The sequence below is a fragment of the Pseudomonas yamanorum genome, assembly GCF_900105735.1.
Taxonomy (GTDB): Bacteria; Pseudomonadota; Gammaproteobacteria; order Pseudomonadales; family Pseudomonadaceae; genus Aquipseudomonas; species Aquipseudomonas yamanorum.
Map to the genome: position 1 here is coordinate 4610401 of NZ_LT629793.1, position 23835 is coordinate 4634235.

Genomic DNA, 23835 nt, shown 5'->3' on the forward strand with positions numbered 1-23835 from the left:
ATCCTCCATGAATACCCACTTTTCCTGCGTCGGTTGCGGCAAATGCTGCACTGACCACCATGTGCCCCTGACCCTCGAAGAAGCCCGCAGTTGGGCGGCTGACGGCGGCAATGTCATCGTGCTGGTGGAGGGTTTCCTGGGCACGGGCCTTGGCCTGCCCGAGTTGCAGCGTGAGCACGCACAACGCCGTTCCGCCATCGTGCCCAGCGGCAATACCGAAGCGTATGTGGCAATCACCTTTGCCGCCTATAACGCCGGGCGCTGCCGGAATCTTGACGAGGACAACCGTTGCCGCATTTACGAGCGGCGGCCGTTGGTGTGCCGCATCTACCCGATGGAGATCAACCCGCACATCCCGCTGAACCCGGGCGCCAAGGACTGCCCGCCGGAATCCTGGGAGCAGGGGCCGGCGCTGATCGTGGGGGGCGAGTTGATGGACAAGGAACTGGCCGAGCTGATCAGCCGGTCACGTCAGGCTGATCGCGACGATATCCAGGCCAAGGAAGCGGTGTGTGGGTTGCTGGGCATCCATACCACGGCGCTCAAGGGCGATGGATTTACCGCGTACTTGCCGGACATGGGCCTGTTTGCCCAGGCGATCGAATTGGCGACCCAAGAGGCGGTGCCGGCCAATGAGTGGGTGTTTCATGTGTCCGGGATGGACATTGCCGAGCAGTTGCTGGATGCCGGCGCCCGGATTGCCACCGAGGTGCCGGCCAACTATGCGTTCATTTCGTTACGGGCGGCTTGAGTGAATGTAAACCTGTGGCGAGGGGGACAAGCCCCCTCGCCCCAAAACAGCTCATGCCGCTACTGCCGCCGCTTACTCCAGAACTCCTCCGCCAGCCGCCGCAAGTCATCCGCCAGCCCCGCCACATCCCCTGAGCTGAGCTGGCTCTGCTGACCCGCGTTGACCGTCACTTCCCCGGCATTGCGAATGCCGATGATGTTGCGGTTGATGTCCTCGCTGACCGCGCTTTGCTCTTCCACCGCCGCCGCAATCTGCTGGCTCATGGCGGTAATCTGGGTCACCCGCTGGCTGATCCCGTCCAACGCGGCGGCAGCGCGTTGGGCCTGGTCGACGCTGGCCTCGACATGCTGGCTGCTTTGCGCCATGGCCTGCACCGCATCCCGGGCGCCGCCTTGCAGGGTGCTGATCATGCGCTGGATTTCATTGGTCGACTGCTGCGTACGCTGGGCCAGCCCGCGCACTTCATCAGCTACCACAGCAAACCCGCGTCCCTGTTCTCCGGCGCGTGCGGCTTCAATGGCGGCATTGAGCGCCAGGAGGTTGGTCTGCTCGGCAATCGCCCGAATCACTTCCAGCACCCCGGAAATATCGCCGCTGTGGCTTTCAAGTTGATGGATCACGTCGGTGGCGCGCGCCAGCTCCTGGGACAACCGCAGCACCGCGTCGCGGCTTTCATCCACCCGTTGATGACCTTCCCGGGTCTCGCTGCCGGCCTGGTCAGCGGCCTTGGAGGCTTGCAGCGCATGCTCGGCAACTTGCGCCACGCTGGCGGCCATTTGATTGATCGCGGCGGCGACCTGATCTGTCTGGGACTGTTGGCCGAGACTGCTGGTGTGGCTGCTGTCCAGTTGTTGCACCAGCGCGGCGGCGTGCCCGGACAGGCGTTGCGAGGCATCGCCAATCCGGCCCACCACCGCGCCCACTTGGGCTTCCAGCATCTGCATGGCGAACTCGATGCGCCCGAACTCATCCCCGCGTCCGGTGTAGATCGCCTGGCTCAGCGGGTTGTCGGCAATCAACCGGGCTCGCTGGTTCAACTGTGCGAGGGGCCGCAACAAACCATGCACGCCCATCACCCCTATGGCACAGGTCGCGGTGACCGCCAGCAGTTGCCAGGTCAGTGGATAAGTGGCCAGTCCAAGGCCCAAGGCCCAAGTTGCGGCGCAGGCCCCCAAGACCCAGGCCGACAGCTTGAGGGTCATGCCCACCACGGGCCGTGCTCGCCGAGTACCGGCACGCAGCCGGGCATAGGCCCGCTCGGCCAGTTGCACCCGCCGCGCATCGGGCTTGGTGCGCACCGACTGATACTCCACCGTCACACCGTCCCGGGTGACCGGCGTGGCGTAGGCACTGACCCAGTAGTGATCGCCGTTCTTGCAGCGGTTTTTCACCATGCCCATCCACGAGCGGCCGCTCTTCAACACCTGCCACATGTGCGCAAAGGCAGCGGGTGGCATGTCCGGGTGGCGCAGCAGGTTGTGCGGCGTACCCAACAACTCCTCGCGGGTGTAGCCGCTGATATCGATGAAGTCCTGGTTGGCGTAGGTAATTGTGCTAGTCAGGTCGGTGGTCGAGAGGATATTGGCGTCGGGGGCAAAGTCCACATTTCGACCGGTGACCGGCAAATTGATCTTCATGGAAACGCGCGCTCGTGATTGTTGGAGGAGTCGGCAGGGCCTCGACTCTAAGCGCACGGGTTGGCCAAATACTGATCCAGCTCATGTTCGGTGCAATTAATTGGCCATTACGGCCTGGCGGGCGGTGCATCAAGCCGGTAGGGCGCGATGATGCGCTGGTACTCGCCGCTTTGCTTCAGTTGCTCAAGGGCGCAATTGAGGGTGCTGCGCAATGCCGTATCTGGCTTGCGCAATGCAATCCCTACGCCGTTACCCAACAGTTCGGTAGAGAGGGCGGGGCCGAGGAAGTCGAAATTCTGGCCCTCGGGGGTGTCGAGCAGCGCCTCACGGATTTCCACCATGCCTTGCAAGGTGGCATCGATGTCCCCCGCCAACAGGCTGCGGATCAGTTCGTCGTTGCGCCAGAAACCCTTGATGATGACGCCTTTTGGCGCCCACTTCGACAGGGCAAAGGCTTCGCGGTTACTGCCCACCAGCACCCCGACGCGCTTGCCCTTCAACGACTGTGGCGTTGGTTTCAAACCTGACTTCCTGCGGGCCACCAGACGCGTGGTGATCGGATAAAGGTCATCGGTGAAACTTACCCGCTGGTGCCGCCTCGACGTCGGGGCCATACCCATGATTGCGTCGAATTGCCTGGCTTCAAGGGCAGGGTAATTTTCCACCAGGATCTGGTCTACCCAGGTACATCGCACATTGAGCTGTATGCACAGGGCGTTGCCCAATTCGATGTTCAGCCCCACCAGTTGGCCTTGTTGATTGCGGCTTTGGAAAGGAGGGAATTGTGCAGCGACGGCGAAACGAATTTCGCGCCGTGGTTGATCACTGGCCGCAGTCGAGGAGAAAACGCTGACCATCAGCGACAACAGCACGACACAGGTGCGTATAGGAACCACGGGGACGTCCTTTTCCGGAAAACCAGCTTTACCACGCCTGGCCCCGAGCGAAAGCGTCGGGGCAGGTGGGTGTCGTGCAAGCTTTCAAGAATTGGCCGCAGGCCTACAAGGCGAAACGTCAGTAACTGTTGTAGGCATAAATCGTCATTGCGAAGGATTTATTACCGGTCAGCGCTTGCCCATCGAGCGACGGGTGCCGGGTGGTGCCATGCCCGGACTCTTGGTATGGCCGTTCTTCGCGCCATTTTTGTACCACGGCTGGCTGGCGTTTTTCGCACCGGCCAGTTCGCCCGGCTTGAACGGAAACTTGAATGCCGGGATCTCGGCCTTGGTTTCGCCTTCGACGCTGTCAGGATTGGCCTGTTGGTCGATGTCGACCGCTTCAACAGCGGGTTGTGTCGGGGAATTCATGGAAGCTCCGGGGGAGTACTGAAAATGACGCGGGCCCGACTTGCAGGCCACACCGTCGCGCAGTATACCTGCGCGCCTCGGATCTTTAACCACTGCTCGTACGAATGGTCGGACTTTACTGACGGCGCTGTCAGTTAGCAGTCACTTTGCTGACCGGGTTGGCGGGCTATAAAGAACCTTCATTCTTCCGATCCTTTGCCCTGGCGCCTCACCCCATGCACATTCAACGAAAACCTGCCTTGATCGTGGGCGTCCTTGTGGTACTGGCTGTGGTTGCCTGGGTGGTGACCCGCCCGGCCAAGACCAAACTGACTGCGTCGGCAGCGATTCCGGTGCGTGTGATCAGCGTCAAACAGCAGGACATCCCGGGTTTTGTCAGCGGCATCGGTTCGGTGCTGTCGTTGCACAGCGTGGTGATTCGCCCGCAGATCGACGGCATCCTCACCAAATTGCTGGTCAAGGAAGGTCAACTGGTGAAGGCCGGTGACCTGCTGGCGACCATTGATGACCGTTCGATCCGCGCCACCCTGGACCAGGCCAAGGCGCAACTCGGGGAAAGCCAGGCGCAACTGCAAGTCGCGCTGGTCAACCTCAAGCGCTACAAGGAACTGAGCATCGACGACGGCGTGTCCAAGCAGACCTATGACCAGCAACAAGCCCTGGTCAACCAGCTCAAGGCCACGGCCCAAGGCAACCAGGCTGCCATCGATTCGGCCCAGGTGCAGCTTTCATACACCCAGATTCGCTCTCCGGTCACCGGGCGCGTCGGGATTCGTACGGTGGATGAAGGCAACTTCCTGCGCATGAGCGACACCCAGGGCTTGTTCTCCGTGACCCAGATCGACCCGATTGCCGTCGAGTTCTCCCTGCCGCAACAAATGCTGCCGACCCTGCAACGCCTGATCGCCGCGCAACTGCCCGCTGACGTCAACGCCTACATGGGCGCCGACACCGACGGCCAGACCGGCGACCTGCTGGGCGAAGGTCGCCTGAGCCTGATCGACAACCAGATCAGCGGCACCACCGGCACCATCCGCGCCAAGGCCGAGTTCAGCAACAGCGCGCAAAAACTCTGGCCGGGGCAACTGGTGACAATCCGCATCCAGACCGCCCTGCACAAGAACGCCCTGGTTGTGCCACCCACTGTGGTACAGCGCGGCCTGGATTCGCACTTCGTGTACCGGGTCAACGGTGACAAGGTCGACATCGTGCCGGTGCAGGTGCTGTACCAGAACAGCGACATGAACATCCTCCAGGGTGTGCAGGCCGGCGACGTGCTGGTCAGCGACGGCCAGTCACGGCTCAAGGCAGGCGCTCAGGTCGACGTGCTCAAGGAGCCGCCGCAGGTGATCCAGACCGTTGATGCCAAGGTGCAGCCATGAGCGGCAGTCGTTCGCCGTCGGCCTGGTGTGTCGACCATCCGGTCGCCACCTTGCTGCTGACCTTCGCCCTGGTACTGCTCGGGATGATTGCCTTCCCACGGCTGGCCATCGCCCCGCTGCCGGAAGCCGAGTTTCCGACGATTCAGGTCAGCGCCACGCTGCCCGGCGCCAGCCCGGACACCATGGCGTCCTCCGTGGCCACACCGCTGGAGGTGCAATTCAGCGCCATCCCCGGCATGACCCAGATGACCTCCAGCAGTGCCTTGGGCTCCAGCCTCCTGACCCTGCAGTTCACCCTCACCAAGAGCATCGATACCGCCGCGCAAGAAGTGCAGGCGGCGATCAACACCGCGTCCGGCAAACTGCCCAGCGACATGCCGAGCCTGCCGACCTGGAAAAAGGTCAACCCGGCGGACAGCCCGGTGCTGATCCTCAGCGTCAGCTCCGACAGCATGCCCAGCACCGAGCTGAGCGACTACGTGGAAACCCTGCTGGCCCGTCAGATCAGTCAGATCGACGGCGTCGGCCAGATCAACATCACCGGCCAGCAACGCCCGGCCATCCGGGTGCAGGCGTCGGCCGATAAACTCGCGGCCATCGGCCTGACCCTGGCAGACGTGCGCCTGGCGATCCAGCAATCCAGCCTGAACCTGGCCAAGGGCGCGATCTACGGCGAGAACAGCGTGTCGACCCTGTCGACCAACGACCAGTTGTTCCACCCCGAGGATTACGCCCAACTGATCGTGTCCTACAAGGATGGTGCACCGGTACAACTGCGGGATATCGCCAAAGTCGTCAACGGTTCGGAAAACGCCTACGTGCAGGCCTGGTCGGGCGACACGCCAGGGGTCAACCTGGTGATCTCCCGCCAGCCCGGCGCGAATATCGTCGAGACCGTGGACCGCATTCAATCCGAGCTGCCACGCCTGCAAGCCATGTTGCCGGCCTCGGTGCAGGTCAGCGTATTGACCGACCGCACCAAGACCATCCGCGCGTCCCTGCATGAAGTGGAAGTGACCCTGCTGATCGCGATCCTGTTGGTGGTGGCGGTGATGGCGCTGTTCCTGCGCCAGTTGTCCGCCACCTTGATCGTGTCCAGCGTGCTCGGGGTGTCGCTGGTCGCCAGTTTTGCGCTGATGTACCTGATGGGCTTCAGCCTGAACAACCTGACCCTGGTGGCGATCGTGATCGCCGTGGGGTTTGTGGTGGACGATGCCATCGTGGTGGTGGAGAACATTCACCGCCACTTGGAAGCCGGCCTCGACAAGCGCGAGGCCGCGATCAAGGGCGCGGGTGAAATCGGCTTTACCGTGGTGTCCATCAGCTTCTCGCTGGTGGCAGCGTTTATTCCGCTGCTGTTCATGGGCGGTGTGGTCGGGCGGTTGTTCAAAGAGTTTGCGCTGACAGCCACCTCGACCATCCTGATTTCGGTGGTGGTTTCACTGACACTGGCGCCCACCCTGGCTGCGCTGTTCATGCGCGCCCCGACCCATCACGCCCACGACAAACCCGGCTTCAGCGAACGCCTCCTCGCCGGCTATGCGCGCAATCTGCGCCGCGCCCTGGCCCACCAACGCACCATGGCCGCGATCTTTATCGTGACCCTGGCCCTGGCGGTGGTCGGCTATGTGTTTATCCCCAAGGGTTTCTTCCCGGTACAAGACACCGGCTTCGTCCTCGGCACCAGCGAAGCGGCGGCCGACGTATCCTTCCCGGACATGGTCGCCAAGCACAAGGCGATCGCCGAGATCGTCAAGGATGACCCGGCGGTGGAAGCGTTTTCCCATTCGGTGGGCGTGACCGGCAGCAACCAGACCATCGCCAACGGACGGTTCTGGATCGCCTTGAAAGATCGCGGGGACCGTGACGTGTCGGCCAGCCAGTTTATCGACCGGATCCGGCCGAAACTGGCGAAAGTGCCGGGCATCGTCCTGTACCTGCGTGCCGGCCAGGACATCAACTTAAGCTCCGGCCCCAGCCGCGCCCAGTACCAGTACGTGCTCAAGAGCAATGACGGCCCGACCCTGAATACCTGGACCCAGCGCCTCACCGAAAAACTGCGGGCCAACCCGGCGTTCCGCGACCTGTCCAACGACCTGCAGTTGGGTGGCAGCATTACCCATATCAGCATCGACCGTCAGGCCGCCGCGCGTTTTGGCCTCACCGCCACCGATGTGGACCAGGCGCTGTACGACGCCTTCGGCCAGCGCCAGATCAACGAATTCCAGACCGAGATCAACCAGTACCAAGTGGTGCTGGAGCTGGACACCCAGCAACGTGGCAAGGCCGAAAGCCTGAACTACTTCTACCTGCGCTCGCCGCTGACCAACGAGATGGTGCCGCTGTCGGCGGTGGCCAAGGTCGACCCGCCTACCATAGGGCCCTTGTCCATCAGCCATGACGGCATGTTCCCGGCGGCAAACCTGTCGTTCAACCTGGCGCCGGGCGTCGCGTTGGGGGATGCGGTGATCATGCTCAACCAGGCCAAGAACGAAATCGGCATGCCGACTACCATCATCGGCAACTTCCAGGGTGCGGCCCAGGCGTTCCAGAGTTCGTTGGCCAGCCAGCCCTGGCTGATCCTCGCGGCACTGGTGGCGGTCTACATTATCCTGGGTGTGCTGTACGAGAGCTTCGTGCACCCGCTGACGATCATCTCCACCTTGCCGTCGGCGGGGTTGGGGGCGCTGATCATGCTGTCACTGATGGGCCAGGACTTTTCGATCATGGCCCTGATCGGGCTGGTGCTGCTGATCGGTATTGTGAAGAAGAACGGTATCCTGATGATCGACTTCGCTCTGGACGCCCAACGCGTACGCGGCTTGCCGCCTGAAGAAGCGATTTATGAAGCCTGTGTCACGCGGTTCCGGCCGATCATCATGACCACCCTGGCCGCGCTGCTGGGTGCGGTGCCGCTGATGCTCGGCTCCGGCCCCGGCGCGGAAATGCGCCAGCCGCTGGGTATCGCGGTGGTGGGCGGGTTGCTGGTGAGCCAGGCGCTGACGCTGTTCACCACACCGGTCATATACTTGTACCTCGAGAAGTTTTTTCACAGACCCAAACCGGCTCCCCAGCTGGCAACCACACACTGAGGCTGAGGCCCCGTCCTGGAACAAAAGGCTCATGCGTGTACTGATTGTTGAAGACGAAGAAAAAACCGCCGACTACCTGCACCGCGGCCTGACGGAGCAAGGCTATACCGTTGACGTCGCCCGTGAAGGTGTCGAAGGTCTGCACCTGGCCCTGGAGAACGATTACGCGGTGATCGTGCTCGACGTGATGCTGCCCGGCCTGGATGGCTTTGGCGTGTTGCGCGCGCTGCGGGCGCGCAAGCAGACGCCGGTGATCATGCTCACCGCCCGCGAGCGCGTGGAAGACCGCATTCGCGGCCTGCGTGAAGGGGCGGACGATTACCTCGGCAAGCCATTCTCCTTCCTGGAGCTGGTGGCGCGCCTGCAAGCCCTGACCCGTCGCAGCGGCGGGCATGAGCCGGTGCAGGTGACCATCGCCGACCTGTGGATTGACCTGATCAGCCGCAAGGCCAGTCGCAATGGCGTTCGCCTGGACCTGACCGCCAAGGAGTTCTCGCTGCTCAGCGTATTGGCGCGGCGCCAGGGTGAAATCCTGTCCAAGACCTCGATTGCGGAAATGGTCTGGGACATCAATTTCGACAGCGACGCCAACGTGGTGGAAGTGGCGATCAAGCGCCTGCGGGCCAAGCTCGACGGGCCGTTCGAACAGAAACTGCTGCACACCATCCGCGGCATGGGTTATGTGCTGGAGAGCCGCAGTGTCGGCTAACTCCATCGCCCTGCGCCTGAGTGGCATGTTCACGTTGGTGGCGCTGCTGATCTTTCTGTTGATCGGCGGCGCGCTGTATCAGCAGGTGGACAAAGGCCTGGGTTTGTTGCCCGGGGCCGAGCTGGATGCGCGTTACAGCGTGCTGGAGTCTTCGGTGAACCGCTTTGGTACGCCGGATCACTGGGCGAAGATCACCGCCAAGCTCAAGCTGTTGGGTGAGGAAGACAAGCGCATCCGCTTCTGGGTGGTGAGCAGCGATCCGACCTACGAATACGGCAACCCGGACGCGCAGATTCGCGCCTTCGCCGAAGGCCCGACCGGCAAGCGCGATTTGCACCTGCCGGGCCATCATCATCCGTTCAAAGTGCTGGTCAGCCAGTTCCCGGCCAAGGACCAGCGTCCGCCGTTGCGCTTCATGATTGCGGTCGACACCGAGAACTTCCGCGCCACCCAGCATCAACTGCTGATGGCGCTGATCGGCCTGGCGTTTGTTGGCGTGGTGTTGGCGTCGCTGCTGGGGTTCTGGGTCGCACGTATCGGCCTCAAGCCGCTGATCAAACTGTCGGATGAGGCGCAGAAACTCGCGCCGCCGAAACTCTCCGGGCGCCTGCAATTGTCGCCGTTGCCGCCGGAGCTGAAGCAGTTCGTCAATTCCTTCAACTCGACCCTCGACCGGGTGGAGCAAGCCTATTCGCGCCTGGAGTCGTTCAACGCCGATGTGGCCCATGAACTGCGCTCACCGCTGACCAACCTGATTGGCCAGACCCAGGTGGCGCTGACCCGTGGGCGTTCGGCCGAGCATTATTTCGAGGTGCTGCAATCGAACCTCGAAGAGCTGGAACGGCTGCGCTCGATCATCAATGACATGCTGTTCCTGGCCAGCGCCGACCAGGGCAGCAAGGCCACCAAGCTGATCAGCAGTTCGCTGGCGGATGAAGTGGCGACCACCCTGGACTATCTGGACTTCATCCTCGAGGACGCTCAGGTGCAGGTGCGCGTGAGCGGTGATGCCCAGGTGCAGATCGAGAAGGCGCACTTGCGCCGGGCGTTGATCAATCTGTTGAGCAATGCGGTGCAGCATACGGCGCCTGGCCGGGTGATCGAGGTAAAGATCGAAGTATTGGAAGATCACGTGGCGATCGGAGTGACCAACCCCGGCGATGAGATTGCCAGCGAGCATCTGCCCCGGTTGTTCGAGCGGTTCTATCGGGTGGACGCGTCCCGCAGCAATAGCGGGGCGAATCACGGCTTGGGGTTGGCGATCGTCAAGGCGATCGCGCTGATGCACGGCGGGGATGTGTTTGTGCGCAGCGAGGGCGGCGGCAACACCTTTGGCATTACGCTGCCGGTGTAGCGGCTGCCCCCCCCCCCTCAGTTACTCAGTCGTACCCCGCCCAAACTGCCACTCAGCTCATAGGCCGCCAGTTCCGCCTGATGCGCGGCCATGATTTCCGGCAGGGAGCTGCGCAGGTATTCCACCCACGTCTTGATCTTCGCATCCAGGTACTGGCGCGACGGGTAGATGGCGTACAGGTTGAGTTCCTGGGAACGGTAGTTTGGCATTACCCGCACCAGGGTGCCGTTGCGCAGGCCTTCAATCGCCGCATACACCGGCAACAGGCCAACGCCCATGCCGCTGGTGATTGCGGTCTTCATCGCATCTGCCGAGTTCACCAGGAAGGGCGAGCTGTTGATCGCCACACTTTCCTGGCCTTCCGGGCCGTTGAACGACCATTTATCCAGCTGAATCACCGGGCTGACCAGGCGCAGGCACGCGTGGTTGAGCAGGTCACTCGGGCGTTGCGCGCAGCCATTGGCCTTGACGTAAGCCGGTGACGCACAGGCGATGCTGTAAGTTATCCCCAGGCGCTGCGAGACAAATCCCGAATCCGGCAGTTCGCTGGCGAGCACGATGGACACGTCATAGCCCTCGTCCAGCAGGTCGGGCACGCGGTTGGCCATGGTCAGGTCAAAGGTCACGTCCGGGTGGGTGCGGCGGTAGCGGGCAATCGCATCGATCACGAAGTGCTGGCCGATGCCGGTCATGGTGTGCACTTTCAACTGCCCGGCGGGGCGTGCGTGAGCGTCGCTGGCTTCGGCCTCGGCTTCCTCGACGTACGCCAGGATCTGCTCGCAACGCAGCAAATAGCGCTTGCCGGCCTCGGTCAAGGCGATGCGGCGGGTGGTGCGGTTGAGCAAACGGGTTTGCAGATGGGCCTCAAGGTTGGAGACCGCGCGCGAGACGTTGGCCGTGGTGGTATCCAGTTGCACGGCGGCGGCGGTGAAGCTGCCGGCTTCGGCCACACAACTGAAGGCGCGCATGTTTTGCAAGGTGTCCATTAAGGTGCTCTCAGGGGAGATGGCAAATTGTGACACGAAGTTGCAGGATCCAGTGATCCCTACGAACGGATTATCGCCTGAACGGTAACAAAGATTCACAAGAATCCCACCTTATCGCCATCCGGCCCGCCCCTTAGAATTGCGCCACCTTCCCCGCAACACCCTCTCAGGAATTCGCAGCAGTGCCGCGTCGCATCAGCAGAGAGCTGAAGACTCTCAGTGTTTGGGCCTTATCGTTAGCAATCAGCGGCTGCATCGGAACCGGAGGAATTGCCCCTCAAGGCCAGTCACTCGTCGCCAATACATTGGCCACCGACGAAGCGATCAAAACCGCCGCCCAGGACGCCCACTGGCCCACCGCGCAATGGTGGCAAGCATACGGCGACCCGCAACTCAACCACTGGATCGACCTCGCCGTGCAAGGCAGCCCGAGCATGGCCATGGCCGCTGCTCGTGTGCGTGAAGCCCGGGCCATGGCCGGGATCGCCGAGTCGGCTGAGTCGTTGCAGGTCAATGGCGACGCCACGCTCAAGCGCCACAATTGGCCGAGCGACCAGTTCTACGGCCCGGGCGCGCTGGACAATTCCACCACCTGGGACAACAACGCGTCCTTGGGCTTGAGCTATGCCCTCGACCTCTGGGGCCGCGAAAGCAATGCCACCGAGCGTGCCGTGGACATGGCTCACATGAGCGCCGCCGAAGCGCGCCAGGCCCAGCTCGAATTGCAGAACAACGTGGTGCGCGCCTATATCCAACTGTCGTTGCATTTCGCCCAGCGCGATATCGTGGCCGCCACCCTGGCCCAGCAACAACAGATCCTCGACCTGGCGCAAAAGCGCTTGAATGGCGGGATCGGCACCCACTTCGAAGTCAGCCAGGCCGAGACGCCGCTGCCGGAAACCCACCGGCAACTGGACGCTTTGGATGAAGCCATCGCCCTGAGCCGCAACCAGCTGGCTGCGCTGGCGGGCAAAGGGCCGGGGGAGGGCGCGCAGTTGCAGCGGCCCACCTTGTCCCTCGGTGCACCGTTGAAGCTACCGTCGACCTTGCCCGCCGAACTGCTCGGCCAGCGCCCGGACGTGGTCGCCAGTCGCTGGCAAGTGGCGGCCCAGGCCCGTGGCATTGACGTGGCCCACGCCGGTTTCTACCCCAACGTCGACTTGGTGGGCAGCCTCGGCTACGTCGCCACCGGCGGTGGGATGCTCAGTTTCCTCACGGGTAAAAAGCTCAACTACACCGCCGGCCCGGCCATCAGCCTGCCGATCTTTGATGGCGGCCGCCTGCGCTCGCAGTTGGGTGAAGCCAGCGCCGGCTATGACATCGCCGTCGCGCATTACAACCAGACCCTGGTCAATGCGCTCAAGGGCATCAGCGACCAGTTGATCCGCCGCGAGTCGATGGACAAGCAGCAAGCCTTCGCCGCCGAATCCGTGGCCTCGGCGCAGAAAACCTATGACATCGCGATGATCGCCTACCAGCGCGGCCTCACCGACTACCTCAATGTGCTGAATGCCCAAAGCCTGTTGTTCCGCCAGCAGCAGGTGCAGCAGCAGGTTCAGGCCGCACGCCTGAGTGCCCACGCCGAACTGGTGACCGCATTGGGCGGCGGCCTCGGCGCTGGCAGCGACGTGCCGCAAGACAGCAAGACGCTTCCGAGCAAGACCCCGGCGGCCCTCGCCGTGTTTGATCACTGAGTAGGATGCGATGACTCCCTTGCCTGCACCGCTGCGCTGGTTGCACTCCCTTGAATGGCGCCGTGGTTTCTTCGATTGGGCACGCAGTGACGGCGTGACCTGGGTCTATATCTTCAAGGTGCTGATCGCGGCGTTCCTGACCTTGTGGCTGGCCATGCGCCTGGAACTGCCGCAGCCGCGCACCGCAATGATCACGGTATTTATCGTGATGCAGCCGCAGAGCGGCCAGGTGTTCGCCAAGAGTTTCTACCGCTTCCTTGGCACCCTGGCGGGCTCGGCGGTGATGGTGTTCCTGATCGCGTTGTTTGCGCAGAACACTGAACTGTTCCTCGGTTCGCTGGCGATCTGGGTCGGCATCTGCACTGCTGGCGCGACCCGCAATCGCAACTTTCGCGCCTACGGTTTTGTGCTGGCGGGCTACACCGCGGCGATGGTTGGCTTGCCGGCCCTGGCCCATCCCGATGGCGCCTTCATGGCGGCCGTGTGGCGGGTCCTGGAGATCTCGTTGGGGATTGTCTGCTCCACGTTGGTCAGCGCCGCGATCCTGCCGCAAACCGCCAGCGCTGCGATGCGCAACGCTTTGTACCAGCGCTTCGGGGTGTTTGCGCTGTTCGTCACCGACGGCCTGCGCGGTCGCAGTGAGCGTGAAGGGTTTGAACGCAGCAACGTACGCTTTATCGCCGAAGCCGTGGGCCTGGAAGGGCTGCGCAGCATCACGGTGTTCGAAGACCCGCACATGCGTCGGCGCAATGGTCGGCTGACGCGCTTGAACAGCGAGTTCATGAGCATCACTACTCGCTTCAATGCCTTGCACCAATTGCTCGAACGCCTGCGCAGCCAAGAGGCCGATCACGTGGTGGCCGCCATCAAACCCGGCCTGCAAGACCTCGCGGAATTGCTCGACGGTTTTTCCGGCCGTGCCCTCACCAGCCCCGACGCGGCGCGCCTGGCCAATCAGTTGAATACCTATAAGGAAGGCCTGCCCGCCAAGGTACGCAGCCTGCGCACGAGCTTCCAGGAAAGTCAGCCCAGCGACGCCGAGCAGCTGGATTTTCACACCGCCTACGAACTGCTGTACCGCTTCGTCGACGATCTGCACAACTACGCCCAGACCCACGCGTCCCTGGCGGACCACAGCCACGAGCGCGAACACTGGGACGAGCCCTACACCCCGAAAACCAACTGGCTGGCCTGCGCTGCTTCCGGGATTCGCGCCTCGTTTATCCTGATCGTCCTCGGCAGTTACTGGGTGGCCACGGCCTGGCCCAGCGGCGCCACCATGACCCTGATTGCCGCCGCAACGGTGGGCCTGTCCGCCGCCACGCCCAACCCCAAGCGCATGGCGTTTCAAATGGCCTGCGGCACCTTGATCGGGGCGCTGGTGGGCTTTGTCGAAATGTTCTTCGTGTTCCCCTGGATCGACGGTTTCCCGCTGCTGTGTGTGATGCTCGCCCCGGTGATCATCTTCGGTTCGTTCCTGGCTTCGCGCCCGCAGTACGCCGGCGTTGGCGTGGGGTTGCTGATTTTCTTCAGCACCGGCTCGGTGCCGGACAACCTCACGGTCTATAACCCCTACACCTTCATCAACGACTACATCGCGATGGTCATCGGCATGCTGGTGTGTGCGGCGGCAGGCGCGATCATCCTGCCGCCCAACAGCCGCTGGTTGTGGCGCCGGCTGGAGCAGGACTTGCGCGAGCAAGTGGTGTTCGCCATCAGCGGCAAGCTCAAGGGCCTGGCGTCAGGTTTCGAAAGCCGCACCCGCGACCTGCTGCACCAGGCCTATGGTTTCGCCGCCGGGCAACCCCAGGTGCAACGCAACCTGCTGCGCTGGATGTTCGTGGTGCTGGAAGTCGGCCACGCGATTATCGAGTTGCGCAAGGAACAGGCGATCTTGCCGGTGCACCCGGCGTATGCCGAATCCCAGCCGTGGCGCCAGGCGATCCGGGTGATGGGCCGCTCGTTGGTGCGGCTGTTCCTGCAACCCAGCGCCAGCAACCTGGAGCGCAGCCTGATCGCCGTGGACCATGCCATCAGCCGGGTGCAGGCCACCGACGAACCCTTCGCCCCGCACTTCGACACCTCGGCCCTACGCCGAGTGAAAAGCTACCTGCACTTTATCCGCACCTCATTGCTGGACCCGCAATCACCCCTGGCTGCCCTCAAGTCCGAAGGACCCGCCCATGCCTCGTGAAATCGCCTTCCACGGCGTCTACATGCCCACCATGACCCTGATGTTTTTGATCGCGGCGGGCCTGGCCTGGGCCCTCGACCGATTCCTGGCCGGCTTTGACCTGTACCGTTTTTTCTGGCACCCGGCGCTGCTGCGCCTGAGCCTGTTCGCTTGCTTGTTCAGCGCCCTGGCGCTGACCGTCTACCGTTGAGAATGCCCCGATGAAAAAGTTTTTCAGCCTGCTCGCGACCTTGCTGGTACTGGCCCTGGCGATCTGGATGGGTCGTACGCTTTGGGTGCAATACATGGAAACCCCCTGGACCCGCGATGGCCGTGTGCGCGCCGACATTATCAACGTTGCTGCCGACGTTACCGGCGAGGTGGTCAATGTCCCGGTGCGTGACAACCAACTGGTGAAAAAGGGCGACCTGCTGATGCAGATCGACCCCGAGCACTACCAGATCGCCGTCAAGCAGGCGCAATCCCTGGTGGCTTCACGCAAGGCCACCTGGGAGATGCGCAAGGTCAACGCCCACCGCCGCGCCGACCTCGATGCCCTGGTGATCTCCAAGGAGAACCGCGACGACGCCAGCAACATCGCCGACTCGGCCCTGGCGGATTACCAGCACGCATTGGCGCAACTGGAAGCGGCCGAGCTGAACCTCAAGCGCACCCAGGTTGTGGCGGCGGTGGATGGCTACGTCACCAACCTCAACGTGCACCGTGGCGACTACGCGCGTATTGGCGAGGCGAAGATGGCGGTGGTGGATATGAACTCGTTCTGGGTGTACGGCTTCTTCGAAGAAACCAAGCTGCCCCACGTCAAAGTCGGGGATAAAGCCGACATGCAGTTGATGAGCGGCGAAACCCTCAAGGGCCACGTGGAAAGCATCTCGCGCGGGATCTATGACCGGGACAATCCGGAGAGCCGCGAGCTGATCGCCGATGTGAACCCGACCTTCAACTGGGTGCGCCTGGCCCAGCGGGTGCCGGTGCGGATTCACATCGATGAAGTGCCGGAGGGTGTGCTGTTGGCGGCGGGGATCACCTGCACCGTGATCGTCAACCAAACACAGAACTGAATGTGGGAGCGGGCTTGCTCGCGAAAGCGGTGGATCAGGCACTCTATTCAGTGGCTGACACTCCGTATTCGCGAGCAAGCCCGCTCCCACATTTTGACTGTGTCAGGCCTGTAGAAAAGTCTCATGCAAGTGGCGCCACAGCAGGCCGCCGCTGGCCTGCTTTTCAAACACCACGGTCGATCGCCGATCGGTTTGGGCGCCGCTGTCGTCCACCTGCTGCTCGCGATAACTCACCGTCGCGCCACGGGCATGTCGATCAATCCCGGCAAACTCACTGAGGCTGATCCTGAACCCGGGGCGCTTGCCGCCGGCCTGGCTGAACAGCTGGTTGAGCAGCGCAAAATCCAGTTGCTTGCCTGCCGGGGTGATCATGGAAAAGTCCGGCGAGAAACGGCCGAGCAAAATCTCCAGTGTTCCCTCGGGGGCAGTCCCGGCAAACCATTGCTCGATCTCGACATGGGCCTGGATCACTTCATCAAAAAAATCGCGGTAATCAATCATCGTGTGGGCTCGTTGGCAGGGTGAAGCAGTGTCCGTACCTTGGACGCATCCAGGCACAGTACGGCAAATAATGGAAACAGGGTCAACGCTGCGGCAATCGCGAAGGTCGCGGTGAAGGAGCCCAGCGCAGCCAGCACCGCACTGAGCACTGCGGCGCCGAGGCAAAAACTCAGTTGCCGATTGATGTTCCATAAGGCGCTGGCATGCCCCATGCGCTCGGCCGGAATGTCGAGAAAGGCCAGGGTTTGCGCAGTGCTGCTGCACAGGCTGCCGCCCAGGCCCATCAGGAGGTAGGCGAGCACGATGACTGTCGGGTGTGGCTCGATCAGCAACAGGATGCCGATGGATTGCAGCAGCATGCCCGCCAACAGCAACGGCCGAGGCCCGCAGCGATTGAACAGTTTTTTGCTCAAGACAATCGCCAACCCTGAGGCCAGCGCCCACGGCAGCATAAACGCGCCGATGTGGCTGGCAGTAAACCCGAGGCCGTGCAGATAAAGAATCGCCACCAGGCTGGTGCCGATAAACACGCCCGGAATGAACAGGTAGACCAGCATCGCGACCCGCAGCATCGGGCGCCGAACCTGACGCACTATTTTGCCGAGTTCCAGCGCCGGGCGCGACGACGCGAGCGTGTCCGCCTCCAGCCAGCACAAGGTCAACGCCAGGGTGATCAGCGCCAGGGGCAGGTTGGCGAAAAAGATCCAGCGCCACGACACACTGTCCACCACCAAGCCACCCAACGCCGGCGACAGCGCCGGTATCAGCAGCGCCACCAGCATGACTTTGGCCGTCAGTTGGCTGCGTTCTGCCGGCGCAAAATGCCGATAGGCCAAGGCTTGGCCCACCGGGATCAACAAACCACCGCCCAGGCCTTGCAGCAGCCGCCAGCCGATCAGCGCTTCAATCGATGCGGCCTGGCCCACCAACACCGAGGCCACGCCGAATAGCAACAGGCTGAGGGCAATCAACCGACGTTCGCCCAACAGCGCCGCAAGCCACACGCTCAGGGGAATCACCACGGTCAGGCCGAGCATATAGGCGTTGCCGATCCACGCCAGTTGCGTGACCGAAGCGTGCAACTCCCGGGCTATATCCGGGTAGGCGATGGTGGCGACAAACATGTTCACCAGGTCGAGGGCGAAGCCCAGTAGAAAGATCCAGGTGACTTTCGAGCGGTAGGTCATTGCGCGCTTCCTGCAGTGGATGGCGGCAGGGTAGGCGGGTGCGGGCACTTGGGAAACAGCGGTTTGACTGTTAGTTTGTCAAAAATATTTTGACAAAGGAGTGCGCGCTTAATGGTCAGCCTGGATCGATTCGACACCTTCAAAGCCGTGGTCGAGGCCGGTTCGTTGACCGCGGCCGCTGATTTTCTCGGGCAGACGCGAGCAGTGGTGAGCTTCAACCTCAAGCGCCTGGAGGCCGAACTGGGTGTCACCCTGCTGACCCGCAGTACTCGGCAACTGGCACTGACCGATGCGGGTGAGCGCTTTTACCTGCGCTGCACGCGGATGCTGGAGGAGGCGCGCCTGGCGGTTGAGGAAGCCCGTTCGGAACACAGCCAGCTCAAAGGCACGTTGCGCATCACCACCACCGTCGAATACGGATTAGCTGTGGTGGTGCCGGCGCTGGAAACTTTTCGCGGCCTGCACCCGGAATTGAACATCCAGTTATCCACATCCTCCAGCCACGCTGACCTGATCTCGGAACGGTTTGATGTGGCTATTCGATTGGGGCGGATGCTCGACTCCAATCATCGGGCGGTGCAGCTGTCGAGCTACGAGATTTTTGCCGTGGCCGCGCCGGCGTTTGCCGGGGTCGCCACGCTGGATGAGCTGGAGCAATTGCCCAAGCTGGGTCACGGGCGGCTGACGGAGTTGGCGGTGGTTGATCCGGCTGGCGTCGAGCACCTGTATCGCCCGGGGCCCGGCAAGGCTTCATTGGTTGCGGACAGCGCCGCCATTCTCCAGGCCTTTGCCGTGCGCGGGCATGGCGTGGCGATCCTGCCCCAGTGGCTGGTGCAGGAAGATCTGGATGCCGGGCGTTTGGTGCGTCTGCTGCCGGGTCATCGATTTGCGCCACAGGGGGTGTATGCGCTGTACCCGGATACTCGGCATTTGCCGCTGAAAGTGCGGGCCTTCATTGATTTCATGAAAGGCTGATCAGTCGAGAAACCGTGTGGCGGGGGGCTCTTACAGCTGGCCGCTCAGGCCAAATCGTTTTTTCAAGACAGTCTCCAGCAAACCCTTGGGCAACAGCGCCGCCATCCACGGCAGCGCCCTGCAACCATTGCCTGAACGCAACAGACGCGGCGGTGTTGTCTGTTGCACGGCCTTCAATACATCCGCGGCAAAAACGCGAGCGGGCGTAGGCCGATCCTGGGAGGCCTTGGCCCGGGCGCGGATGTTTTCGCGCAGTGGCCACCAGGGCGACTTTTCATTGATCAACAGCTCGGCCTGGGTGCCGGCGTTTTTTGCAAAACTTGTATCGATGGCCCCCGGCTGCACTTCCATCACCCGCACGCCGAAGGGCGCGAGCTCCATGCGCAACGCATCACTCAAAGCATGCACCGCCGCTTTCGAGGCGCAGTACGCACCGGCAAACGGTGTAACCAACACGCCGGACACGCTGCCGATATTCACCACCAACCCTTTACGGCGACGCAGGGCAGGGAACAGCGCCTGGGTCACCCCAACCACGGAAAATACGTTGGTCTCGAATTGCTGCTGCATCGCCTGGGTGCCGCCGTCGAGCAACGGGCCCATGGCGCCGTAGCCAGCGTTGTTGATCAGTACGTCCAGCTCGCCGATCTGCCCCGCCAGTTGCGCCAGCGCGGCGCTGTCGTTGACGTCGAGTTGCACCGCGTTAAAGCCGGCGCTGCCGAGTGCCGCCACATCCTCGCTGCGCCGGGCGCTGGCCCACACTTCAAAACCGGCTTGCTTGAAGGCGTCCGCCAGGGCACGGCCGATACCACTGGAACAGCCGGTGATGAGCACATTGGGCATGGATCAGTCCTTTGTCGTTATTAGTCAGAGAAGCTGCCTTGCAAATGCTCGGCACGAAATTCCAGGGTTTGCGGGCGGTAGCCGGGGCGCAGCGGCGGCACTGGCAGGCAGTCTTCCCAAGTAGCGCCAGCCTGCAACTCACCGGGGCCGCGATAGCGCGGGGCAGCGTACACGTTGTCCGCCAGGTTGACCGTATCGCCCGGCGCATAAGCGGCGATGCGCCAACGCAGTTCGGTCAGCGGTACGTTGTTGCCGTTGTTCAAGGTGAGCTTGAGCGGGCGGTCCGCCGGGCATTCTTTCGGGGCGTAGACGGTACGCAGTTCCAGACGCGCCAATTGCTGGGCCTCGCGGTTGTCCAGCCACACCACCCATACCGCCACCAGGCCCAGGCCGACGGCGGCCGCGAGGGAAACCGGCAACGCCTTGGCGGGGTAGCGCAGCAGGAGGACCAGCCAAGTAATGATCAGCAGAACACCGATGAACACGATAAAGCCCTCGCTTGCCATGAGCTTTCATCGTAGCTGAGCCCGGAGGCTAAGCCTATTCACTTGCCGAAATGCACTGCTATTTTCCCATCGGAACCCGCTGAGCCTCTTACACCACTGACTGATTTATCACTGGAGTGATATCTCTTTTACAAGGGTAACAATGGACTGGCCCCCTTAATCACAGGGTCCATTTAATGATTGTTAAACCTCATACCCACTATCAGCCTGATCTTCCCCCTTCCTCAGACTCAACCCGCCCTCAACCTTCAGAAAGGCCAGCGCCTCCACTCGGGGATCAGGCACCACTTTCTGGCCACGCCGTCACCGGTACCCCCGTTCTACCGGTCGTTCGGGGTATTCGTCCGGCCGTTGTCGCCGAGTATGTTTTTGGCAGACCCGCTTCTGCCCAACAAGGGTTTCTCACTCAGCACGATGCACTCAACATTAAAATCAACCGGTTGATCAGCCAGCAGCCCACCTACGAACAGTTTGTGCAGGAATATCAGGAGTACGTTGCCACGACGCCTGGCGCCGTGGGGGAAGTCGGGGATCTGTTTGCCAACGCTGTCACTCGGTTCTGGACGTCTGCCCGCCCCACCGAAACAGACCCGAGCCCGCCTCAAGACCAACTGATCAACCTGCACCGGCAAATGCTCTCCACCCAGGCGGCGCTACGGGTGGAGGACGGCACCCTGAGCCTGGCGAGCAAAGCCCTGATCGACAAGGCGTTCCGCTATCCGACCCTGGCGGCCCGGGAAAACGCCTTCCCCAACGGTGCGCGGCCCGGTGTGTATCCGATCACGGTGGATGACAATACGCCGAACGGCGCGTGCTTGGCCGGGGCCTTCATGATCACCACCACCGATGGCTCCGGGCAAACGCAACCGCACTGGCCCAACGGCAACAAAAACTTGCCTGCCAACCAGGACCATGGACCTGTGGTGCTCTACACCCCAGGTGAGGGCTTTGAAGAGTTCGCGACCCCTGCACAATTGCAGGCGGCACTGATGCAACGAATTGACAAAGGAGGCGTTCCCGCAGAACTGCTGTCGCAGAGCTTGCCCTTGTCGGCGGAAAACCTGCGCAAACCGTTACGCGGGGAGGACCTGACGCTGAGTTTCGTCCCGACTTCAGGGGACGTGATTGCTGAAGCGATTCCTCGGCTTCTGGAGCGACAAAAAGCCGAACTGAATGCCCTGACGCACTCAGACACCAGCGACATGAACGGCCCACAAATCTCCCAGGCCATGAACAACGCCGCCAATTGGTCTTCTCAACTGGACGGCAGCAATGCAATGCTCGCCCGGGGAGAAAGGCTTGAAGAAAAACAGCAGCCACCGTGGCTGAAAAACCTGTCGCGCATGAGCGAGGGGCAATACAAAGACCTGGATGCACGCGAGCAGCAATCCCTCCAGACGCTGGTGCCGTTGCTGGAAGAGATCCCTTCACTGCAGGACTTTGCCAGTCAGCAATTAAAGGCTGCACTCAGGAAAAAATACCCAACGGTGAATTTCGACCCGGACAAGATCGTGGTGACCACCACCACGCAATCCAGAATTCATACCGGTCGGTCAGGTGCTTACGTCCCGCGCGATGTCGGCAGGCAGCACAGCTCATTGATTGACCTGGCCCTGAGAAACCCTACGGCATGGCCCGCAGCAGAAAGCCACCAGGATACTGAGGTGAAGTTCGCCGCGAAGCTGACCGATACTTCAGGCAAACCGGTAATCGGGGCAGATGGAAAACCCCTGGTGTTGGGAACCGAGGACCTCAAGGCGCTGGTGAATGAGCTCGATGTGGGCGGCAACTACATCGCGCTACTCAAGGAACGGATGGCACCGGACGCCCAGACGGGAAAGCCGGGAAAACTGCGCGCAGCGTGGAAAGCCAACCTGTCGGATGTCATGCAGAAACAGGCGTTTCTGGGGCAGTTGAACCCGCAGGCTTATCCACAAGGCTCCTCGGGACCTGAATGGGTCCGGGCCGTGCTCGATTTTCCGGACGCCTCCACGCGGCCCCAAGTGGATGGAAAGACCGTTGTCGCCAACACCGTCAGCCACTACGGTCAGGCGCTTCAGGGTGTGATCGCTATCGGCAACGGGCAGGACGGGCCGCTTGTGCTGTATAGCCCTGATGCGCCTGACGGGATCTCCTTTCGGGAAGTCGCCAATCAGGCGGCCCTCAGTGCGCTTTTCAAAGAACCGGGATGGCGAACCTACGCAATTAGCAAAACGTCGCCGCTCGATCCGGACGGTGTAGGGGCAATCATCGAGGGGAGCATGGTTGAAAACGTAGAGCGGCTGGGACGGATAAATGAGTTGGGCAGCAACGCCTACCTCACACCTATCCAAGGCAATTTCCAGGACACGCTGTACAAACAACTGACGGAAATATTGATCGATAAGGCGGACGTCGGTTCTGTCAGCTCAGATGAAGTAGCCAAAGAATCGAGATACAACAAGAGCCTGTTCGGCATCGAGGTCGCCACGATGTTCATGGACTTGCTGCCCATTGTCGGAAAGGGCGTTTCGACCGCGGCCCGGCTGACCAAGGCGGGGCTGCGTGTCATCCGGGCACCGGGACAATCCATCGTCAACCTGCTCAACAAACCCAACCGCCTTGCCATGATCTACGCCCGGTATGGCGACGGCAGCGGCATGGCGGCAGGTAGCAAGGCCAGCCCAATTATGCGCCCGGTCCTGCAGCCACCGCCGATCAGTAGAGTCGTCGCGCCGTTGTTGAATCCAATGGCGATACGCCAGGCATCGGCGGAGGAGGCCTCAGCCCGCGCATTGCCAGACATCAGTGCCCATTCCGTGGCTGACAGCCTGCTCAGTGGCCGCACGATGAGGGGCGACGGCACCTATCAAGTCGGCGAGCAGTTCTATGTGCGTTACACCGATGGTACCGGCGTCAGTCAACCCTATGAAATCAGCCCGGTGTACAAGGTCGAGGGGGGACCTGTGCGGGTCATTGACGCGCAAACCAAAAAAACCGTGGCATTCCTGCAGCCGGCGGGCGAGGGCGAATGGCGATTGAATCGTTTGCCGGGCGGGATCAAGTCAGGAACCCCAGGCTCAAAGAAGGCTAGCCAGCCCCAGGCACAAAAGGCGCTTGGTCGGCCAGGCAGCTCTGCCCCACTCGCTGCAACGAACAAGCCATTGGTCAATCATCCGGATTGGCGGTCGATAGTGGATTCGGGCCTGCACAACGGGCAACCCGTTTATATCCACTACACCAGCAAGGAAGGCGCCGAAGCGATCGCTCGGGGGCACAGCATTAATGATCTGATGCGTGGGGAAACGCGGGCGGGTTCAAAGGGCGGTGTGTACGTTAATCCCCCCGGCCAGCAACTTAATGGCGAAAACGTGGAAAACCTGTTGTTTCTAGGTAACGAACGTTATGTGGGCAGGGGCGATTATATGGTGGTATTCAGCAGCGACCAGGTTCCGCAGGACCTAGGTTCCATCACGTCGGGTAGCCAGTTCGTTGAGTTGAAGATGAACAAGGAAATCAAGCTGACTGAGTCGAACTTTCTGTATTTGGGGCCGAATCAGTTTCCCGACTATTTCAGTTGAGCGCGTTTGAAAGCGCTGGGGTAATGATCTAAAAAAGCCCCCGACCCACCGGCTGCGGATAGGGGACGCAGTCGGTGTGACGGGGGCTTCTTGTGC

General features: G+C 61.9%; 18 protein-coding genes and 2 pseudogenes. 11 read left to right on the forward strand and 9 right to left on the reverse strand.

What is annotated here, in order from left to right:
• The first annotated feature begins 7 nt into the window (after positions 1-7).
• A complete protein-coding gene (locus tag BLU46_RS21700; protein WP_093205294.1) occupies positions 8-751 on the forward strand; it encodes a YkgJ family cysteine cluster protein in 744 nt (247 codons plus the stop codon).
• 59 nt (positions 752-810) lie between these two features.
• On the opposite strand, the pseudogene BLU46_RS33580 reads toward BLU46_RS21700, so the two are convergent.
• The 4 genes and pseudogenes from BLU46_RS33580 to BLU46_RS21715 all read right to left on the reverse strand — a co-directional run.
• Positions 811-1803, reverse strand: a pseudogene (locus BLU46_RS33580) (methyl-accepting chemotaxis protein); the annotation flags it as partial.
• 303 nt (positions 1804-2106) lie between these two features.
• Positions 2107-2388: pseudogene (locus tag BLU46_RS33585) on the reverse strand (PAS domain-containing protein); the annotation flags it as partial.
• Between the two features lie 107 nt (positions 2389-2495).
• A complete protein-coding gene (locus BLU46_RS21710) occupies positions 2496-3284 on the reverse strand; it encodes a transporter substrate-binding domain-containing protein (protein WP_172834546.1) in 789 nt (262 codons plus the stop codon).
• A gap of 168 nt (positions 3285-3452) precedes the next feature.
• Complete coding sequence (locus tag BLU46_RS21715; RefSeq protein WP_003216247.1) at positions 3453-3695, reverse strand: hypothetical protein; 243 nt, start codon at positions 3693-3695, stop codon at positions 3453-3455.
• Between the two features lie 215 nt (positions 3696-3910).
• Between BLU46_RS21715 and BLU46_RS21720 the strand changes: the two genes are divergently transcribed.
• The 4 genes from BLU46_RS21720 to BLU46_RS21735 are packed head-to-tail and all read left to right on the forward strand — an operon-like array spanning position 3911 to position 10232.
• Complete coding sequence (locus BLU46_RS21720) at positions 3911-5077, forward strand: efflux RND transporter periplasmic adaptor subunit (protein WP_093205299.1); 1167 nt, start codon at positions 3911-3913, stop codon at positions 5075-5077.
• Entirely contained in the window at positions 5074-8169 is a 3096-nt protein-coding gene (locus BLU46_RS21725) for a multidrug efflux RND transporter permease subunit (RefSeq protein WP_093205304.1), read from the forward strand. Before BLU46_RS21720 ends, BLU46_RS21725 begins: the two co-directional genes overlap by 4 nt.
• A 31-nt stretch (positions 8170-8200) precedes the next feature.
• A complete protein-coding gene (locus tag BLU46_RS21730) occupies positions 8201-8878 on the forward strand; it encodes a heavy metal response regulator transcription factor (RefSeq protein WP_063027234.1) in 678 nt (225 codons plus the stop codon).
• Positions 8868-10232, forward strand: coding sequence for a heavy metal sensor histidine kinase (locus tag BLU46_RS21735; RefSeq protein ID WP_093205308.1), 1365 nt, complete (start codon positions 8868-8870; stop codon positions 10230-10232). Before BLU46_RS21730 ends, BLU46_RS21735 begins: the two co-directional genes overlap by 11 nt.
• A 17-nt stretch (positions 10233-10249) precedes the next feature.
• On the opposite strand, the gene BLU46_RS21740 is transcribed toward BLU46_RS21735, so the two are convergent.
• Complete coding sequence (locus BLU46_RS21740) at positions 10250-11218, reverse strand: LysR family transcriptional regulator (RefSeq protein WP_003216257.1); 969 nt, start codon at positions 11216-11218, stop codon at positions 10250-10252.
• A 182-nt stretch (positions 11219-11400) separates the two neighbouring features.
• Here BLU46_RS21740 and BLU46_RS21745 point away from each other — a divergent pair, with 182 nt between their 5' ends.
• From BLU46_RS21745 to BLU46_RS21760, 4 genes are read left to right on the forward strand one after another with little or no spacing between them, the layout of a single operon-like run.
• A complete protein-coding gene (locus BLU46_RS21745) occupies positions 11401-12912 on the forward strand; it encodes an efflux transporter outer membrane subunit (protein WP_093205313.1) in 1512 nt (503 codons plus the stop codon).
• 10 nt (positions 12913-12922) lie between these two features.
• Positions 12923-15106 carry an FUSC family protein gene (locus tag BLU46_RS21750; protein ID WP_093205318.1) on the forward strand — a complete coding sequence of 728 codons (2184 nt, stop codon included), beginning with the start codon at positions 12923-12925 and terminating at the stop codon, positions 15104-15106.
• Complete coding sequence (locus tag BLU46_RS21755) at positions 15096-15296, forward strand: DUF1656 domain-containing protein (RefSeq protein ID WP_063027242.1); 201 nt, start codon at positions 15096-15098, stop codon at positions 15294-15296. Before BLU46_RS21750 ends, BLU46_RS21755 begins: the two co-directional genes overlap by 11 nt.
• A gap of 10 nt (positions 15297-15306) precedes the next feature.
• A complete protein-coding gene (locus BLU46_RS21760; protein ID WP_063027244.1) occupies positions 15307-16167 on the forward strand; it encodes an efflux RND transporter periplasmic adaptor subunit in 861 nt (286 codons plus the stop codon).
• Positions 16168-16269: 102 nt separating this feature from the next.
• On the opposite strand, the gene BLU46_RS21765 is transcribed toward BLU46_RS21760, so the two are convergent.
• On the reverse strand, positions 16270-16668 hold the full coding sequence (locus BLU46_RS21765) for a DUF4440 domain-containing protein (RefSeq protein ID WP_093205323.1): 399 nt from the start codon (positions 16666-16668) through the stop codon (positions 16270-16272).
• Positions 16665-17855 (reverse strand): MFS transporter, encoded by a 1191-nt coding sequence (locus BLU46_RS21770; RefSeq protein WP_093205327.1) that lies wholly within the window; start codon positions 17853-17855, stop codon positions 16665-16667. Before BLU46_RS21770 ends, BLU46_RS21765 begins: the two co-directional genes overlap by 4 nt.
• Positions 17856-17966: 111 nt before the next feature.
• Here BLU46_RS21770 and BLU46_RS21775 point away from each other — a divergent pair, with 111 nt between their 5' ends.
• A complete protein-coding gene (locus BLU46_RS21775; protein ID WP_063027250.1) occupies positions 17967-18830 on the forward strand; it encodes a LysR family transcriptional regulator in 864 nt (287 codons plus the stop codon).
• A 30-nt stretch (positions 18831-18860) separates the two neighbouring features.
• Here BLU46_RS21775 and BLU46_RS21780 read toward each other — a convergent pair whose 3' ends face one another.
• Entirely contained in the window at positions 18861-19673 is an 813-nt protein-coding gene (locus BLU46_RS21780) for an SDR family oxidoreductase (protein WP_093205332.1), read from the reverse strand.
• A gap of 20 nt (positions 19674-19693) precedes the next feature.
• Positions 19694-20158 (reverse strand): hypothetical protein, encoded by a 465-nt coding sequence (locus tag BLU46_RS21785; protein ID WP_063033898.1) that lies wholly within the window; start codon positions 20156-20158, stop codon positions 19694-19696.
• A 197-nt stretch (positions 20159-20355) separates the two neighbouring features.
• Between BLU46_RS21785 and BLU46_RS21790 the strand changes: the two genes are divergently transcribed.
• The gene (locus tag BLU46_RS21790; protein WP_157721309.1) at positions 20356-23739 is read left to right on the forward strand and encodes a dermonecrotic toxin domain-containing protein; all 3384 of its coding nucleotides are present in this window, start codon (positions 20356-20358) and stop codon (positions 23737-23739) included.
• The last annotated feature ends 96 nt before the right edge of the window (positions 23740-23835 follow it).